The organism is Mesorhizobium sp. P2_H9, from assembly GCF_056403215.1.
Genome location: NZ_JBFUFX010000018.1, coordinates 1 through 14,714, shown reverse-complemented (window position 1 = coordinate 14,714; position 14,714 = coordinate 1). Strand labels below are relative to the sequence as shown.

At 60.5% G+C, this 14,714-nt stretch carries 22 protein-coding genes and 1 tRNA gene; 15 read left to right on the top strand and 8 right to left on the bottom strand.

Annotated features, from left to right (window positions below):
- The first annotated feature begins 8 nt into the window (after nucleotides 1–8).
- The gene (locus AC1DXN_RS27500) at nucleotides 9–842 is read left to right on the top strand and encodes an ABC transporter permease (RefSeq protein WP_477277508.1); all 834 of its coding nucleotides are present in this window, start codon (nucleotides 9–11) and stop codon (nucleotides 840–842) included.
- Nucleotides 842–1,645 (top strand): ABC transporter permease, encoded by an 804-nt coding sequence (locus tag AC1DXN_RS27495; RefSeq protein ID WP_477277506.1) that lies wholly within the window; start codon nucleotides 842–844, stop codon nucleotides 1,643–1,645. The genes AC1DXN_RS27500 and AC1DXN_RS27495 overlap by 1 nt, the downstream gene beginning before the upstream one ends.
- Here the strand turns inward: AC1DXN_RS27495 and AC1DXN_RS27490 are convergent.
- The 5 genes from AC1DXN_RS27490 to AC1DXN_RS27470 form a co-directional block, all read right to left on the bottom strand.
- Entirely contained in the window at nucleotides 1,642–2,430 is a 789-nt protein-coding gene (locus AC1DXN_RS27490) for a 2-keto-4-pentenoate hydratase (protein ID WP_477277504.1), read from the bottom strand. The two genes, AC1DXN_RS27495 and AC1DXN_RS27490, sit on opposite strands and share 4 nt — an antisense overlap.
- 51 nt (nucleotides 2,431–2,481) lie before the next feature.
- Nucleotides 2,482–3,336 (bottom strand): arylamine N-acetyltransferase family protein, encoded by an 855-nt coding sequence (locus AC1DXN_RS27485; protein ID WP_477277503.1) that lies wholly within the window; start codon nucleotides 3,334–3,336, stop codon nucleotides 2,482–2,484.
- A gap of 265 nt (nucleotides 3,337–3,601) precedes the next feature.
- Nucleotides 3,602–5,041: an FAD-binding oxidoreductase gene (locus AC1DXN_RS27480; protein ID WP_477277501.1), complete on the bottom strand. Its 1,440-nt coding sequence runs from the start codon at nucleotides 5,039–5,041 to the stop codon at nucleotides 3,602–3,604.
- Between the two features lie 278 nt (nucleotides 5,042–5,319).
- The gene (locus tag AC1DXN_RS27475; RefSeq protein ID WP_477248125.1) at nucleotides 5,320–5,679 is read right to left on the bottom strand and encodes an ArsR/SmtB family transcription factor; all 360 of its coding nucleotides are present in this window, start codon (nucleotides 5,677–5,679) and stop codon (nucleotides 5,320–5,322) included.
- 308 nt (nucleotides 5,680–5,987) lie between these two features.
- Nucleotides 5,988–6,054 (bottom strand) — tRNA-OTHER (locus tag AC1DXN_RS27470).
- Between the two features lie 163 nt (nucleotides 6,055–6,217).
- On the opposite strand from AC1DXN_RS27470, the gene AC1DXN_RS27465 reads away from it, so the two are divergent.
- The 6 genes from AC1DXN_RS27465 to AC1DXN_RS27440 all read left to right on the top strand — a co-directional run bounded on the left by AC1DXN_RS27465 (nucleotide 6,218) and on the right by AC1DXN_RS27440 (nucleotide 9,450).
- Entirely contained in the window at nucleotides 6,218–7,507 is a 1,290-nt protein-coding gene (locus AC1DXN_RS27465; RefSeq protein ID WP_477277499.1) for a tyrosine-type recombinase/integrase, read from the top strand.
- On the top strand, nucleotides 7,504–8,010 hold the full coding sequence (locus tag AC1DXN_RS27460) for a hypothetical protein (protein ID WP_477277497.1): 507 nt from the start codon (nucleotides 7,504–7,506) through the stop codon (nucleotides 8,008–8,010). The genes AC1DXN_RS27465 and AC1DXN_RS27460 overlap by 4 nt, the downstream gene beginning before the upstream one ends.
- An 86-nt stretch (nucleotides 8,011–8,096) precedes the next feature.
- Nucleotides 8,097–8,318, top strand: coding sequence for a helix-turn-helix transcriptional regulator (locus AC1DXN_RS27455; RefSeq protein ID WP_477277495.1), 222 nt, complete (start codon nucleotides 8,097–8,099; stop codon nucleotides 8,316–8,318).
- A 76-nt stretch (nucleotides 8,319–8,394) separates the two neighbouring features.
- Complete coding sequence (locus tag AC1DXN_RS27450; RefSeq protein ID WP_477421741.1) at nucleotides 8,395–8,592, top strand: hypothetical protein; 198 nt, start codon at nucleotides 8,395–8,397, stop codon at nucleotides 8,590–8,592.
- Nucleotides 8,576–8,932, top strand: a complete 357-nt coding sequence (locus AC1DXN_RS27445) for a hypothetical protein (protein ID WP_477277493.1) — start codon at nucleotides 8,576–8,578, stop codon at nucleotides 8,930–8,932. Before AC1DXN_RS27450 ends, AC1DXN_RS27445 begins: the two co-directional genes overlap by 17 nt.
- Entirely contained in the window at nucleotides 8,929–9,450 is a 522-nt protein-coding gene (locus AC1DXN_RS27440; protein WP_477277491.1) for a hypothetical protein, read from the top strand. The genes AC1DXN_RS27445 and AC1DXN_RS27440 overlap by 4 nt, the downstream gene beginning before the upstream one ends.
- Before the next feature lie 206 nt (nucleotides 9,451–9,656).
- On the opposite strand, the gene AC1DXN_RS27435 is transcribed toward AC1DXN_RS27440, so the two are convergent.
- Together AC1DXN_RS27435 and AC1DXN_RS27430 are read right to left on the bottom strand one after the other, a co-directional pair.
- Nucleotides 9,657–9,854 (bottom strand): hypothetical protein, encoded by a 198-nt coding sequence (locus AC1DXN_RS27435; protein ID WP_477277489.1) that lies wholly within the window; start codon nucleotides 9,852–9,854, stop codon nucleotides 9,657–9,659.
- A 180-nt stretch (nucleotides 9,855–10,034) separates the two neighbouring features.
- The gene (locus AC1DXN_RS27430) at nucleotides 10,035–10,244 is read right to left on the bottom strand and encodes a hypothetical protein (RefSeq protein ID WP_477277487.1); all 210 of its coding nucleotides are present in this window, start codon (nucleotides 10,242–10,244) and stop codon (nucleotides 10,035–10,037) included.
- A gap of 741 nt (nucleotides 10,245–10,985) precedes the next feature.
- Between AC1DXN_RS27430 and AC1DXN_RS27425 the strand changes: the two genes are divergently transcribed.
- The 6 genes from AC1DXN_RS27425 to AC1DXN_RS27400 all read left to right on the top strand — a co-directional run bounded on the left by AC1DXN_RS27425 (nucleotide 10,986) and on the right by AC1DXN_RS27400 (nucleotide 13,382).
- Nucleotides 10,986–11,471 carry a hypothetical protein gene (locus AC1DXN_RS27425; protein ID WP_477277485.1) on the top strand — a complete coding sequence of 162 codons (486 nt, stop codon included), beginning with the start codon at nucleotides 10,986–10,988 and terminating at the stop codon, nucleotides 11,469–11,471.
- A gap of 57 nt (nucleotides 11,472–11,528) precedes the next feature.
- Nucleotides 11,529–11,792, top strand: a complete 264-nt coding sequence (locus AC1DXN_RS27420; RefSeq protein ID WP_477277483.1) for a hypothetical protein — start codon at nucleotides 11,529–11,531, stop codon at nucleotides 11,790–11,792.
- Nucleotides 11,793–11,819: 27 nt separating this feature from the next.
- Complete coding sequence (locus AC1DXN_RS27415) at nucleotides 11,820–12,329, top strand: hypothetical protein (protein WP_477277481.1); 510 nt, start codon at nucleotides 11,820–11,822, stop codon at nucleotides 12,327–12,329.
- 126 nt (nucleotides 12,330–12,455) lie between these two features.
- Entirely contained in the window at nucleotides 12,456–12,869 is a 414-nt protein-coding gene (locus AC1DXN_RS27410; RefSeq protein ID WP_477277479.1) for a P27 family phage terminase small subunit, read from the top strand.
- Nucleotides 12,829–13,131 (top strand): hypothetical protein, encoded by a 303-nt coding sequence (locus AC1DXN_RS27405; RefSeq protein WP_477277676.1) that lies wholly within the window; start codon nucleotides 12,829–12,831, stop codon nucleotides 13,129–13,131. Before AC1DXN_RS27410 ends, AC1DXN_RS27405 begins: the two co-directional genes overlap by 41 nt.
- Nucleotides 13,128–13,382, top strand: a complete 255-nt coding sequence (locus tag AC1DXN_RS27400) for a hypothetical protein (protein ID WP_477277477.1) — start codon at nucleotides 13,128–13,130, stop codon at nucleotides 13,380–13,382. The genes AC1DXN_RS27405 and AC1DXN_RS27400 overlap by 4 nt, the downstream gene beginning before the upstream one ends.
- 117 nt (nucleotides 13,383–13,499) lie before the next feature.
- On the opposite strand, the gene AC1DXN_RS27395 is transcribed toward AC1DXN_RS27400, so the two are convergent.
- Nucleotides 13,500–13,670, bottom strand: a complete 171-nt coding sequence (locus AC1DXN_RS27395; RefSeq protein WP_477277475.1) for a hypothetical protein — start codon at nucleotides 13,668–13,670, stop codon at nucleotides 13,500–13,502.
- Nucleotides 13,671–13,965: 295 nt separating this feature from the next.
- Between AC1DXN_RS27395 and AC1DXN_RS27390 the strand changes: the two genes are divergently transcribed.
- Nucleotides 13,966–14,247, top strand: a complete 282-nt coding sequence (locus AC1DXN_RS27390; protein ID WP_477277473.1) for a hypothetical protein — start codon at nucleotides 13,966–13,968, stop codon at nucleotides 14,245–14,247.
- Nucleotides 14,248–14,714 lie beyond the last annotated feature (467 nt).

Here is a 14,714-nt window from a genome sequence, read left to right as displayed (position 1 = left end):
GGGCGAAGATGAGAGGTTATCTCTCCGACAGGATGGGCGCGGCGCTGTTGATGGCGCCGCTGCTCCTGTTTCTGGTTTTGGCCTATGCCTGGCCATTCCTCGGCGTCGTCAAATGGAGCTTTACCCTGCCGACGCCAGGGCTTGGCCAGTATGGCGCGCTTGCCACTGACGAGCTGGTGCAGTCGGTGTTCATTCGCACGTTGCGCATCGCCGCCATCGTCACGATCGTCTCGGTCACCGCTGCCTACGCCATCACCGTGGTTTGGGTGCGCGGCACGCCGGTGCAGCGCGTGGTGGCCGAATTCTGCATCCTCGTCCCCTTCTGGATCTCGGTGCTGACGCGCGCCTTCGGCTGGGTGGCGCTGCTGTCCAATCGCGGACTGATCAACACCTGGCTGCAGGCGATCGGCTTCATCTCCGAGCCGCTGGCGCTGGTGCGCAACGAATTCGGCGTCATCGTCGGCATGACGCATTTCCTCATCCCTTTTGCCGTGTTCCCGCTGGCTTCGGCCATGCGCAGCCTGGACGACCGCGTGCTTTTGGCGGCACGCGGGCTAGGTTCCAGCCGCATGCGTACCTTCTGGTCGGTCTTCGTGCCAATGACGCGTTCCGGCATCATCGGCTCGGCGATGATCGTCTTCGTCTTTTCGCTTGGCTTCTTCGTCACGCCGGCGATTCTCGGCGGTGGCCGCAGCGTCATGATCGCCGAACTGATCTATCTCAGGATTTTCCAGAGCCCGGATTGGGGCCTGGGTGCAGCGATCAGCGTGGTGCTGGTGCTGTTCGTCGGCGCGCTGATGGCGATCTTGTTCCGCTATGTCAGACCGAAGCAGCTGATCTGATGCCGACCTATCGCCCCGGCCCCGCCTCGCTGATCATCGCCGCCTTCGTCGCGCTGTTCCTGCTGATGCCGCTGCTCGCCGTCATCCCGGTTTCGCTGACACCGAGCCGCATGCTGGCAATGCCGTCAGGCGAACTCTCGTTGCGCCACTACCGGGCGCTGATCGAGGACCCGCGCTGGATCGACGCCATCCTGCTCTCGATCCGGATCGGCATCGTCAGCAGCGCCTTCTCCACCGTGCTGGCGCTATGCTTCAGCCTCGGCGTGTGGATGTTCCAGCCGCGCTTCACCGCGGTGCTGGTCGGCTTCGCGCTGCTGCCGATGGTGGTGCCGCCGGTGGTTTCGGCGATCACGCTCTACTTCCTGTTGACCTCGATCTCGGGCTTCAGCTCGTTCTTCGGCTACGACACCTGGCTGGGTGTCGCCATGGCGCATGCGGTGATGACGGTGCCCTTCGCCACGGTGCTGATCCTGGTGTCACTCAGCCAGCTCGACCGCCGCATCGACCTCGCCGCGCGCGGCCTGGGGGCCACGGTGTGGGAGCGCGCCACCCGCATCATCATGCCCAACATCAAGTTCGGCATCATCACCGCTGCCCTGCTCTCCTTCGTGCTGTCCTGGGAAGAAATCGGCGTCACTTTGTTCATCACCTCGGTCAACGCCATCACCTTGCCCCGGCTGATGTGGATGGGCCTGCGCGATAACATCGACCCGGCGATCGCCGCCCTATCGGTGATCCTGATCATCATTACGGTGCTGGTACTGGCGGTGCGCAGCGTAGCGGTCAGGCAGCGGCCGCACTAGACAAACCTGACCGAGACCCTGCCAAACCTGCCCAGATCGCCGGTGACTTCGTCACCGGCCTCGACGCTTATCGGCGTCACGCAGGTGCCGGTAATAACCACCTGTCCCGGCTGCAGGGCTATGCCCAGGCCCGACAGTTCATTGACGATCCAGGTGAGCGCGATACGCGGGTCGCCCAACACAGCTGCCCCTGTCCCGTTGTACCGCGACTTTCCGGAAACGAAAGCGACCACCGGGTGCTTGGCGAGGTCCACGTCGCGCCAATCGTCGTCTACCGCCTCGCCGATGACAAACAGATTGGCGCAGGCGTTGTCGGCGATGAGTTGTGCCGCCCCGACGGCGCAGAAATCATCATATCGCGAGTCCGGTATTTCGATCGCCGGGTGCAGGCTCGCCACCGCATCCATCACCTCGGCGATTTCATAGGGTACCGCACGTGGGGGCAGCTGGCGGCCGAAACGGAACGCAAATTCGATCTCGGCCACGCGCATCTTGCTCGTCGCCAGGGAAACGGCCCCGCCAACCTCAACCGCTTTTTCGGCCAGCAGACGCCCGGCCATCGGGCCGTCGACGTTGATGTGCCTTTGTCCAGCCAGGCTGGTTGCGGCAATCTTCCAGCCGAAAAGCGGCGCCACCGAGCGATCCATCACATGCGCCTGGATGGCGTAGCCTTCGATCCGCGTTTGCGGCCGCAACGCCTGGGGTATGGCGTCGAGGCGGGTGCCGTTGTCCCAATGGTCTACCAGCAAACGCGACGCGGCCCTGGCCTTTTCTGGGTCGAACATCGTCAGCTCCGGAAATCCGTGGGGTGAATGATTTCGTCGAGATGCGGCACGCTAAGCGAAGAACGGATGCGGCGCGCCGCGCGTCCCTCGTTGTTCCATATGAGCGACGGCCGTTTGCAATTTGGTCTCGGAAAGATGGAGGCCAAACTCGTTCGCAAGCACATCGCGAAACCCCTCGATGCCGTTTATGGTACGCCGTTCTACCTCACCTGATGGGTATCGCCTATTGAAGCGCGAATTAAACAGGGTCAGTCGCGTTCTGTTTGGTCCAGGACGCGCCGCGATCAGGTTGTTGAGGTATGGGCTCTGCGGATGACTGGCGGTAAACCAGTTGCAAATCTCGTACTCGGCATCGACACGAGGAAGAAAGACAACCCTGTAGATATGCTCCCATCCGGTTCCCAGCCTGGACTGCAGCACCAACTCATCCCCCATCTCCAAAAACCGCATGATCTCGTGGGGAGTCTCTTGCTCCTCCTGCGTAAAGAGCTTCAGCGCGGTCGTCGGCGCAAGATTTCCAAATCCCACATCTGCAAGGAACGAGCCCTCCGGTAGTTCCACCCGCAAAACCATATGCAGCATGGGTCGAGGCGCATCGATCTCCAATCCGCGCACCACGCGAGCCTGAAGGCTTGTCACCTTGTATCCGAGCGCCAGCAAGCCGGCGCGAAACAGCATGTTCTGTTCAAAACAGTAACCGCCTCGTCCGCCAAAAATTATCTTGGCCTGCAGCGACAGGGGATCGAGCGCGGGGGGGATATCCAGAAGAACGTCGATGCTCTCGTAAGCAATGGCCGTCGCGTGCGCAGTCACCACCGCTTTGAGCGTTTTCAACGTCGGATCACGCGACCCATCGTATCCGATACGGGAAAGCCAAGCGTCGACGTTGAACTGGCTATCTGGCATTGGACCCCGCCCCTCGCTCGCATCGGCCAAGGGTGCCAATGAAACACGCCTCGTTCAAGGCAAATCTGTCCCGGATCCAGACAGGATCGAAGCTGCGGCCATCGGCTCGGAACGCTCCTCCAGCCGTGCCGATGACGCAAGGATCAAGCTTGGGCGGCGATCATCCGATTGCCGGCCCGGGCCGTTCCAAACCGAAGCTCATTGCGGCAAAATCGATTGCGATATTCGCTCGCGCAAATCTCCGGTCCGGGGCATGCTTGCAGCTTCAAGCGGCGCGCTGGCTTTCTTTCGGCCGCAGATTCTGGTTCATGCGGAACAGGTTCAGCGGGTCGTAGCGCTGCTTGATTTCCAGAAGCCGGCGATAGTTGCCGCCATAGGCCGCTTCGACCCGGTCGACCTCATCCTCCGGCATGAAGTTCACGTAAGCCGTGCCGGCGGCATAGGGCTTGACCGCCTCGTAGATACCACGAGCCCAATCGATGCAGGCCTTGTCCATTGCCGGTTCGCGCCAGCGGGCGTGAACGTTCATGACGAAATGCGAGCTGCGCTGCGGAAACGCCGTCGCATCTGCTTTGACGCGGCCTGCCGCACCACCGACATGGCCGAAGAAGATTTCGCATTCGGGGCCGGGAAGCCTGGTAATCGCCGCGGTGGTGACGCCAATCGCGCCGTCGGCAAGCTCGGTCAGGTCATGGCTCTTCCAATAGTTGCGGGCGCCGGGCGCCAGCAGCGGGTCAAACGCCTGCTGCCAGCCGGTGAACGGGTTGGGGCCGACGACGTCGGCAATCGGCTTGCCGATGGCGCGAAGCTTCTGCGTCGCCTTTTCGCCCGCCTGGATGTCGCCGCAATAGCACATGGCCAGAACCAGCACCTCTTTGCCATGCCACTCGGCCGGCAGGAAGGGCAGCGGCGGCGCCTGCCGCATGACTATCCAGCAGGTCAGTTCGTCGGGTGCGGTTTCAAGCGCCTTGCGATACTCCGGCAGCACCTTTTCGGCATCCGCGAAGGGATGGACGACGAGCCCCGACAGAACCTCCGGACCCATCTGGTGAAGCTGGAACTCGAACGCGGTGACGATGCCGAAATTGCCGCCGCCGCCACGCAGCGCCCAGAACAGGTCCGGATTGTCCTTCTGGCTGGCGCGCAGCAACTTGCCATCGGCGGTGACCACATCGGCTGAAACAAGATTGTCGATGGTCAGGCCGAATTTGCGGGTGATCCAGCCGAAGCCGCCACCCAGCGTCAAGCCTGCTATGCCGGTGGTCGAGTTGATACCCGTCGGCACCACCAGGCCAAAGGCCTGCGTTTCCCGGTCGACATCGACGAGCGTGGCGCCGGGTCCGACCCATGCCCGCCGCGCCGCGACATCGACCCGCACCGACTTCATCGCCGACAGATCGATCATCAGGCCGCCATCGCAAACGGCACTGCCGGCAATGTTGTGGCCGCCGCCGCGCACGGAGACGAGAAGCCTGTTTTCCCTGGCGAAATTCACGGCGCTGATGACGTCGGAGGCGCCGACGCAACACGCGATCAGCCCAGGCCGCCGGTCGACCGTGGCATTCCAGACGGTGCGGGCGACATCGTAGGCGGCATCGCCTTCTCTCAGTAACGTGCCACGCAATTGCGCCGAAAGCGCTTCAAGGGCTGCGGCGTCGACGGTCGTCTTGCCGCGGTCAAGCGTGGTGAGGCTCATGCTGTTCATGGTTTCCTCCCGATTTGCTTTGTGAGCCGTTCTCCCCCCAACGCTTCGAACTTTGCTCTTATATTAGAAATCGCGCAAGTTCGACGCTGGCCGGCGTAGCGGCCATGTCGACGCCCAACGATGTGCGGTTTGGCCGGCCTGGACGACCGAGCGCTGGGGAGGCGCAAAGTCCATGAAAATACGATCGGCGCCGGCATGGCGCCGACGTCAATGTCGCACTTAAGGGTAACGAAGCCCGGCCGTGAGGCCGGTCAGCCAATTCAGGCTTGTGGCTGCCCTCAGGCTGCCTGCACCCGGCGCAGCCTCTCGGCGACGTAGCGCGGGGCCTGCCCCGACAGCGGTTTTTCCGTCGCCAGGAAGCCATCCAGCATCGCAAGCAGTTCGCGCGCCGCTCCGGACGACGAGGAGTAATAGACCATCTGGCCATCGCGACGGGCATCGACAAGCCCGAAGGCCCGGAGCTTGGCAAGATGCTGCGACAAGGCCGATTGGCTGAGTTGGACTTGCTCTGCAAGAACGCCGACCGAGCGTTCGCCGGCGGCCAGATGGTTCATGATCAAGAGCCGCTTCTCGTTTCCCATCAAGTTGAGAAAGGTTGCGGCAGTATCGGCATTGGCGACAAGTTCTTTCGAGATCATCGATTTCCTATGCTTTCGCGCTCGTGTGACGCCATTGACGCGATGGCGCCTGCAGACCTGTGGATGCGCCGTTGCGATGGTTTCGTCGTATCTCGCCCGCCGGCACCAATCAGACTAAAGTCTTAGAAAGTGTCAGACCAAAGTCTATCAGCGCTGCGTTCTTTCTACAAGACCGTAACGATTTCCGCTGGCGACCTGCCTTGCAAAGTAGCAGGCAGGAATGGCGCAGACGTCCACTTCGCACTCCGTGGAAAAGCGGAAGACGTTGGAACTTTTGAACGACGCCTGAGCCAAACCATTGAAATATATGGCGATCCCGACAGGATTCGAACCTGTGACCATCGGCTTAGAAGGCCGATTTTAAACCGCTTCCCCTTGCTGACACACACTTACTTTCCCACACCAAACCCTTGCAAACAAAGGCTTTGACGCTTACCCTTGCGCCGATTGTCACGTCTAACGCTTACCCTGACTTACCGCGTTGTACTGACATGGCGCTGACACAGACCGTTCATGTCAGCAAATCGGAGGCGGGAAAATGCCCAAGATCACCAAGCGCATTGTCGATGCCACAGACCACGACAAGGACCGGAGATTCTATGTCTGGGATGACCAGATCAAAGGGTTCGGCCTGCTCGTCCTGCCAAGCGGCGTCAAGTCCTACATCTACCAATATCGCACGCCGGAGGGCAAGGAACGCCGGGCAACGCTCGGCAAGCACGGATCGATAACGCCCGACGAGGCGCGCGACGCGGCCGACGAGATGCGACGCTTGGTCAAGGCCGGACGTGATCCCCTGGACGAAAAACGAGACCGCCGGTTGGCGACTACGGTCAAGGAGGTGCTGGAGGCGTATCTCGAATCCGACGCGTTCAAAAGCAAAGCAGTCGGAACCCGCGCCACCGACAAAGGCAGGATCAATCGCCACCTTATCCCCCTGCTCGGCAAGCAACACGTCGACAAGCTTCGACCGGGCGATATGGACAAGGCCTTCGCGTCGATCCGCGATGGCAAGACGGCGGTGCGAGAGAAAGTCGGTCCGCGTGCTCTGGCGCGGGTGCGTGGTGGCGAAGGCGCGGCCAGGAAATCCCTTCGTTTGCTGCGCAGCACATTGGCATGGGCGGTGCGCGAACGGCTCATCACCAGCAACCCCGCATCGACTTATCAAACCGGCGCCGATGGGACGCGCGACGTAATTCTTGATGATGCCGCAGCCTATGGCCGTCTGTTCAAGACCCTCGACCTCATGGAGGCGGAGAAACGCATCAGGCAGCCAGTGGCCGACGCCATACGCGTCATTGCTCTCACAGGCGCTCGGCGGGGCGAGATTGCCGGTCTGTGCTGGTGGCATGTGGATCTGAAATCGGGGCTCGCCACCCTTCCCCCATCTGCGCACAAGACTGGCCGCAAGACGGGCAAGCCGCGCATCATTGGCCTGCCTGCCGCAGCACAAGCCTTGATCGCGCGCCAGCCTGCCGGAGAGCTCGATGACTTCGTATTCTCCCCAGCCAAAGGTGACGGGCCGGTGGTCTTGTCGAAGGTTTGGAACAAGGTGCGCGTCGAGGCAAAGTTACCGGAGGGTATAGGCCTGCACGGACTGCGACACTCCCTCGCCTCTCACATGGCAATGGCTGGCGCACAGGCCAGCGAGATCATGACCGCACTCGGCCATCGAGACATGGCGACCTCCGCAAAATACGTTCATTGGGCACAGGAAGCCCGGCAGGCAATCGCAGAAAAAGGGGCGGCGGTGGCCCTGGCCGGCATGGCCGTTTCCACCGATAAACAGACTGCGGAAGTGGTGCCGTTGAAAGGCGGTGCAGCATGAGCGAGGCCAAGCCGTCATGGCAGGAATTGGGAAAAAACCTGCAACAGTATTGGATAGACGTTTTCCAGAAATTTCGCAAAAATGGTCCCGCCGACTTCCGGCGGCACGAAGCGGAGTTGGCCGATCAGCACCCGTTCCTAAATGCGGTTGTGCAGTTGAATCGTGGCAATCGCCAACCGATCATTGATTATCTTCGTTCGGACAACCCGATTTCATCAGACGATCGAGCCGACCTAGCCTTTTACTTCGAGGGCGGTCTGTCCCACAAACCGCGCAAGGGCCGCAAAAATGGAGCAGAACATGAGGCAGGCTTGATTGCGGTGAAGTTCTACAAGGAATGGAAGGATATGAATCGCCGGCATAGAGTCACTGATCATGGTAACTCTGACCACATGAAGGATGAAGCCGCCCGGTTCGTCGTTGAAGATTATCTGCCGCACTGGCAAGCGGATTACGAAACCACGCGCGAGAATATGGAGCGTGGGAAAAACCGCCAGAAATAGCCTTGAATTCTGGCCGTAAATTCGCGGCTCAAAATACGCAATTCCTTTCCCTCGCAAACTTCAACAACCCTAGCGAGGGAAATGGAATGAACTCCCCAACCTATCGCGACCGTCGCGAGGCCGCACGCCTCCTGACGGATCGTGGCTTGAAGACAAGCTGGAAGACGCTTCAGAAGCTGGCGACTGTCGGCGGCGGCCCTGAGTACCGTATCTTCGGAAACCGCGCCGTCTACACCGACGAGGCCCTTGACGCCTATGTCGAAGGCAAGCTGTCCGCGCCTCGCCGCTCGACATCGGAGGCCGCATAATGGCCGCCGCCCTTCCCTACGCCATCAGCGCCGCCGCGCTACTCCTCCTGCTCGCCATAGTCTTGGGATGGCTGCCATGAGCGTCGACCTCCAACCCGATGAAGCTGTCGCCGCTGCCGCACGGTGGCTCGCAACTGATCCCGACCATGTTGGCAAGGCAATCGTCCCGACGATCAAGACCAGATTCGGCCTAGACACGCCGTCTGCAATCGAAGCCATCCGGCAAGCCAACATCCTCCGCCGACAGGGAGGCGCCGATGGCTGCGGCTCGTGAACGTCGAAAGCCGGCCGCGCTGGACACGCGAACCGGCTCCAAAGTCTCAAGCACCGTGGCAGGATCTGAGGTTTTCGAGAATAGCCCAGCCCGTTCCACGCCGCAAGCACGGTGGCGGCAGCGCAACCCCCTCGCTCACTGGTGCCACTCGGCCACCCGTTCTGCGATCAAGCGGGGAATCATCGAACGCCAGCCATGCGAAGTCTGCGGCGATCCCAAGACCGACGCCCATCACCCGGAATGGAAAACCCCACTTTTTTGTCAGTGGCTTTGCAGGAAGCATCATAAGGCGGCCGAGCGCGAACTGAAGCTCTCGATGAAATGCGAGGCCACGGCATGAGCGCCCGCAGCTTCACCAAGGTATCGCCGGCAGTATGGCGGTCTCGCCGGTTCATCGGACTGGCCGAGGAAGCGAAGGTCGGTTTTCTCTACCTCCTGACCAACGCGCATGTCACCAGCGCCGGTGTGTATGAACTTCCACCAGGCTATGCCTGCGCTGATCTCGGCTGGCCGGCGGCAGCCTATGAGTGCGTGCTGGTGGAATTGGTCAATGCTGAACTCATCGACCGCGACGGCGACGTGATCCTTATTGAACGATGGTTCCGACACAATCCACCGGCCAACGATGATCACGCCATAGGCACCCGCCGCCGGCTCCAGGCAATCGAGAGCGACAGGCTACGCGAGAAGGCCGTTGCCTCATTCGATGAGGTCAACGCGGCTCGCATAGAACGAGAGGCACAGAAGGCAGCCGAGCGTGTAGAGAAGGCCCGAGGGACCGTCAAATCGATCGCGGAAACCATCGGCAGCACGTCGAGGCTGATGGACACCCGATTGATGCGAGGTGGCCGCTCATGAGGCAGCGACACCGTGTCGAGACCGTGTTCACACCGTCTGTAGGGGTAGTTTTACACCGTGTGACACCGTGTGCACATACCAAGACCAAGACCTTAGACCAAGACCAAGACCGAGACCTTAGACCGGAGGAAATCGCGAAGTTCGAGAACGTCACCAACGCCGCAGGGCTTTGGAGGGAAGAGGCGCCAAGATCGAACGTCAGCGCTCTACATGCCGATCATCTGCACAGACGGCCGAATAGCTTCAGCAAACAGCTCTGCCTCGGCTTCAACCTTGTCGGCCGCTTCATCGACCCTGTCGAACCGCTTCAGCATTCGATCGTGAAGCATCTGCAGTCGAGCGGCATGGTAAAGCACGCTTCGCTTATGGCCGTCCCCGTTGAGTGGTTCGAACAAATTGGGCATCGTGAGAGTGCCTCAGTGCGCTGTCCGGGTAGAACTTATCTTCCCCAAGCACGCTTATGCGCCGTATACTTTCGGTTTGCGGCCCATTCAAAGGTGGAAAGGTCGCTCACCACTTTTGTTCCAAGGCGCAATGTCGTGCTTCGACGCTGCCGCCTCCGAAACGGTGGCAACCAGAAAACCTCAGGGAAGCGACGGATTCAGAGTGGCCAAGCGCTGCTTGGCTTCGGCGACCCGCCGCTGCTCGGATCTGATCCGACCGCAAAGGGCCAGATTGAGACACACGCCGGGGTTTTCGTCGTTCAACAATTCGTTGGCGCGATCGAGAGAACGTTCGGCACGTTTCAAGCGCAGGCGAGCCTTTGCCAATTCAAAATCAAGAATTTCGACCATCGTTCCGAATCCTTTCGGTGCGAGGTCCCTTCGATAAACCAACCCCGGTCGACCGCTTTGGTTCCTGCGACCGTTTCGCAATCTCGGAAGGCGAGCGGAATGAGAGCGCTAAAACTGCGACTCGGGGAGCCTGTAATCGGGAGGTTCGGACCGCACCGGGCCACGATATCGCACGAGAGGGGCGGGACCGATAAGGTCGCGCATTGGCGGCTGCTGCTCCGCTGGGCGCACGTCCACGTCGACCGCCTTTCGGCTGAGCCAGGCCGGCAAGAGTTCTTGGAGAACCGATTTGAGAAAATCGACCATGCAAGGGCAACGCATGTGGCCTTCTGCGGGTTCCGTCGCCTGGCAACACCTAAGGCCGGCATCTAGGGCGGCTGAACATGAATTCGCCCCCCGATGAGATTGCCCCCGATCGACGTCGTGGCCGCCGACCCATTGGCACGCCTGAGGAGCGCACAGCGCGAAAGCGTCGGCATAATCGTGAGCGTCAAGCACGGCTCAAGGAGCGTCGCCCGTATGGCGGGATCTATCTTCCGCTGCCAATCGATCATGTGCTTGCCGGCTTGATGCTGGAGGCCGGCGCCGTCGACGAGGCTGGGAGCCGGAACCGCAAGCGGCTCGTCAACGCGATCCTCCGCATTCTGAATAACGCGTTATCCGAAGCCGTCGCCGCGGGGCGTAAATTCCAACCTGAGAAAGAGGAACCGACAAATGCTCGCACGCACTCCGAGGACCGAAATGGACTTCGCCAGCATCCTGAAAATCCCGCCAAAGCCAGCGTCGATCGCCGAGGCCGAACGGAAGTGGCGGGAGGCCGTCGCTGAACGCGAGGCCGCTCAGTCCAAGCACGCCGAGCTTCACCGCCTCTACTTCGGCCAGGTGCCGGGTCAGCCGCCTAAGGCTACCGCCGCAGAGGTCGACAAGGCCGGTCAGGAAATCATTCCCCACCAGGTTAAAGAACGGGAAGCGATGGTGGCCTTGGAAGCCGAGCGAGCCGCCTTCGATGCGGAATTGGCGTCCCTGACACCGAAGATCGCTGAATACCGCGCTGCCATTGGAAGGAAGCTCGACGAACTTGAGGATCTGCTCGGCGTAGGCGTCTTGTTCTACGGGGCCGCAGTTCAGGCGAACGTCAAGCTTCAGAGCAAGTTGCCCGGGCGATGCCAGGGCATGTTGGAGCACGGCATCGCAATGACTCGGAAAATCCTCAATGGCGCTGAGTGAGCAAAGGAGAAGGCGGAGATGCAATACTTGACGAGAGATATGTCCAGCCAAGGGAAGATGCAGCGACCCGACGCAGCCACGAAGACCGCTGCGCCGTTGCGCCCGGTGAAACTCACCGCACCGCTGAAGCCGGTGTATCTCACAAGCGTCCGGCCTCAGCAGAAACCGGTTCGCGTCGTAAAGCTCTACGATCCGAAGAAGAAGGCGGATGATCTCTACTGGATTCGCCGGCTGGAGCGCGCGGGCTTGACCGAACACAACTCCAAGGCCGTTTCGCTCATGAAGTCGAACTATCAGCGCCGCTACGGCGAGCGGGTCTAAAACGGCTCGATGGATGTGGTGACTTTCATGGCGGACCTAGACAGCCATATTGCCGGTGAGCTTTCAGTGCTCCAGGCACGAGGCGCCGATCGTCTCGCCATTGAGGTGCGGCATAAGGAACTGTGCGACTGGGCGATCGACCAATGCGTCAAGGCAGAGATCACAAAGCCCCCTGCCGTCATTGACCTTCAGCGGGTCGCGCCGTCGGACGAACTAGAAACGCTGCGCTACATGTGGGCGCGCATCTTGCCGGGCGTTAATAGCGCGCTGCGCGAGGGCATGTCTGTCGACTGGGTCTCGGTGGTGCGATGCGAGGACGGGGTTGCAATCCACATGAACGTGGAGATCGCCGAAGACCCAGATATCTGCATCTACATCGGCTGCGATTACTACGCACACTTTGAGCCGTCTAGGTGGGAAGATGCTCTTGCCAGCATCGCCATCGACTACGATGCCCCTTTGTACGTCGAGGACCTATACCCGCAAGCGCTGATGGATGGCGCAGAACCTCCAGGGCCGTGGAGGCGAATGTTTTGAAGCACTGCGAAGACACTCATCGGGGGGGAGATCTCGACCCAGGCCGACCACTTCCTAGACCGCCTGCGATACCATCACACGCAATAACGCTCCCCCGGTTCATCCCGTGCGCGCGAGGCTTGCACGATGGGCGCTAGAGGACCGGCTTCGGCTGCATCGTTGAATGTCGTCCCGATCGGCAACCAGTCGAGTGGCAAGGTTGTCCGTATCCCAAAGGTGCCGGCACCGGCCCATCTCTCGGCCGCGTCAAAGAAATGGTGGGACGAGGTGAACGCCGAATTCAGTTTGGAGCCTCATCACCTTCGCCTGCTCCAGGCCGCGTGCGAGTCGTGGGAACGCATGCAGGAGGCTCGCAAGGCGATAGCCAAATTCGGACTCACCTTCACTGACTCCCAGGGCAATCCCAAGGTCCGGCCTGAGGTGCCAATCGAGCGAGACGCCAAAGTCGGTTTCGCCCGCTTGCTTCGCGAACTGGACCTTGACGGGGAACCGGCACCTGATGCCCGGCGCCCTCCCGCAATTCGAAGCAACAGGGATTGAACAAATGCCGGTAAAGCGACGTGCAGGAAAGAAGCGCATAGCGGCTGAAGTCCAGGCCTGGGCCGAGTTATTCCAGACCGGGTATGACGGCTTCGGCGATCTCACTGAATTCGGCTACTCCATCGAACACAACGACCCGCAGAAACTGAGAGACGCGCCTCAAGCCTGGGCCCGTCTTGGCACCGCTTTCCTCAACAGCCGCCCGGAGTGGTGGCCATCGAAGCCGGCATGGGCGTTGGAACAGTTCGGAGATCCGCGATGAAGCGCCGCGTCCCGAAGTCGAAACGCCGGCATCCGATCACGGCGGAAGCGATCGAGGCCTACCAAGCGCATGACTACCTCGCCCTTCATCGCGCCTTGGGTCTGTACCCTTGGGAAATGTCACCGCTACCGAATGACCCGCTGGGCTGCAACCCGGACTGGGAGATGCCGGAGCACACCACCAACCTGTTCGAACTTTCTTTCCCCCAGGCAGTCGATTTGCAGCGCGAGCTGGAGGCCGCTTGCAAATGATCAAAGGACGAGGATGAACCATGTCAACAATGTTGCGCCTTACGCTTCAGATGGCGGGTTCACGGCACCAACAGCGGCCTTCCCGCGAAGCTAGCCGGCTACTGTCAAACCATCGCTTCAGTTGAACTTGCCTTCGTAGCCGTATTTGATCTCGCTCGGCAGACTGATCGCCACCTGATGGGGAAATTGGAAGTTCCATATCTGATCCGCGTACCGGCCATTGTTCAACAGCCCGTCCCATGTGAAGAACGCGGCAACCACGACGAGGATCAATATTGCTGTTCGCATAGGAAATCCTCCCTTCGGAGAGGAATTAGGCCGGCTGAAGGTTCCCGACCGAGTGCACGCGCATCCTCAGCACAAGCAGCCGCGTCGCGGCGAACGGCACCAAAACAAGAAGCGCCAACGTGGTGTTGGCCAAGAGCGACAATAGACAGATCTCATTTTGGACGTAGCAAACGGATTCCATGACGTTCCCCTTTTCCACCGTTACCCTGGTGGCCTCCTCACGCCGTGCTCCAAGCATGATCCTGCTCTTTTCTAAATGCAAGGCATTGCTAATATACCTTTGAGGGAGATGGGCGTGGTGATGCAGAAGCCGAAGAAGTCCCAGAAGGCCTATCCGAACAGCGATCGGTTCGGAGACGACGGCCGGCGCCTCTATAGCGCCTATGACGCAGCCAAGACCGCGAAGGCCACCAAGGCCGGGAAGTTTGCTAGGGCTATCGAGGCTGCCCATGCTGAGGCTACGAAAGGGAAGAAACCGATCAATCGCGTTAAACGGCGGCGCCGGTCATTGCTCATAGGCGGCGCGTCACTCGCTGCCGTTTTGGGCCTTTTGATGTACTTGATAAGCGCGGGCTGAACCGGGGCGCAGCCAAGCCACAGGCGGACACCAGGACGCGCGAGGCGCTTCGTCGGTGTAGGTAGGAGGCCAGCGCCAAGCGAGCCAAATAAGCATTCACCTGGTCGATGTCCCGCAACGGATCATTTGCGGTTGGCATCGAAATTGCTCGGTTCGTCAAAATGGCGGGATACCCATCGAGATGATCGAAAGCGCTCCTCGGATTGCCTGCAAAAGATGCAAAGTGCCTCTAGGCGTCGGTGAGCCGCACGGGTCGGACCTCTTGTGTTGCCCCAATTGCGGCATTTCCGACACATACGAGAACGTCATGCTTGAACTCGACCGGCGCACTGCCGAAGCACTTTCCCGCGCGCTCTGCCGACCTGTCAGACAAGAGGCCAAGCAACCTGCTTTGAAGGTCTATCGTTTCGCCCTTCTCTCTCCGACAGCAGGATCCGAGTCGACAAGGAGCGCAACTATTGACGAGG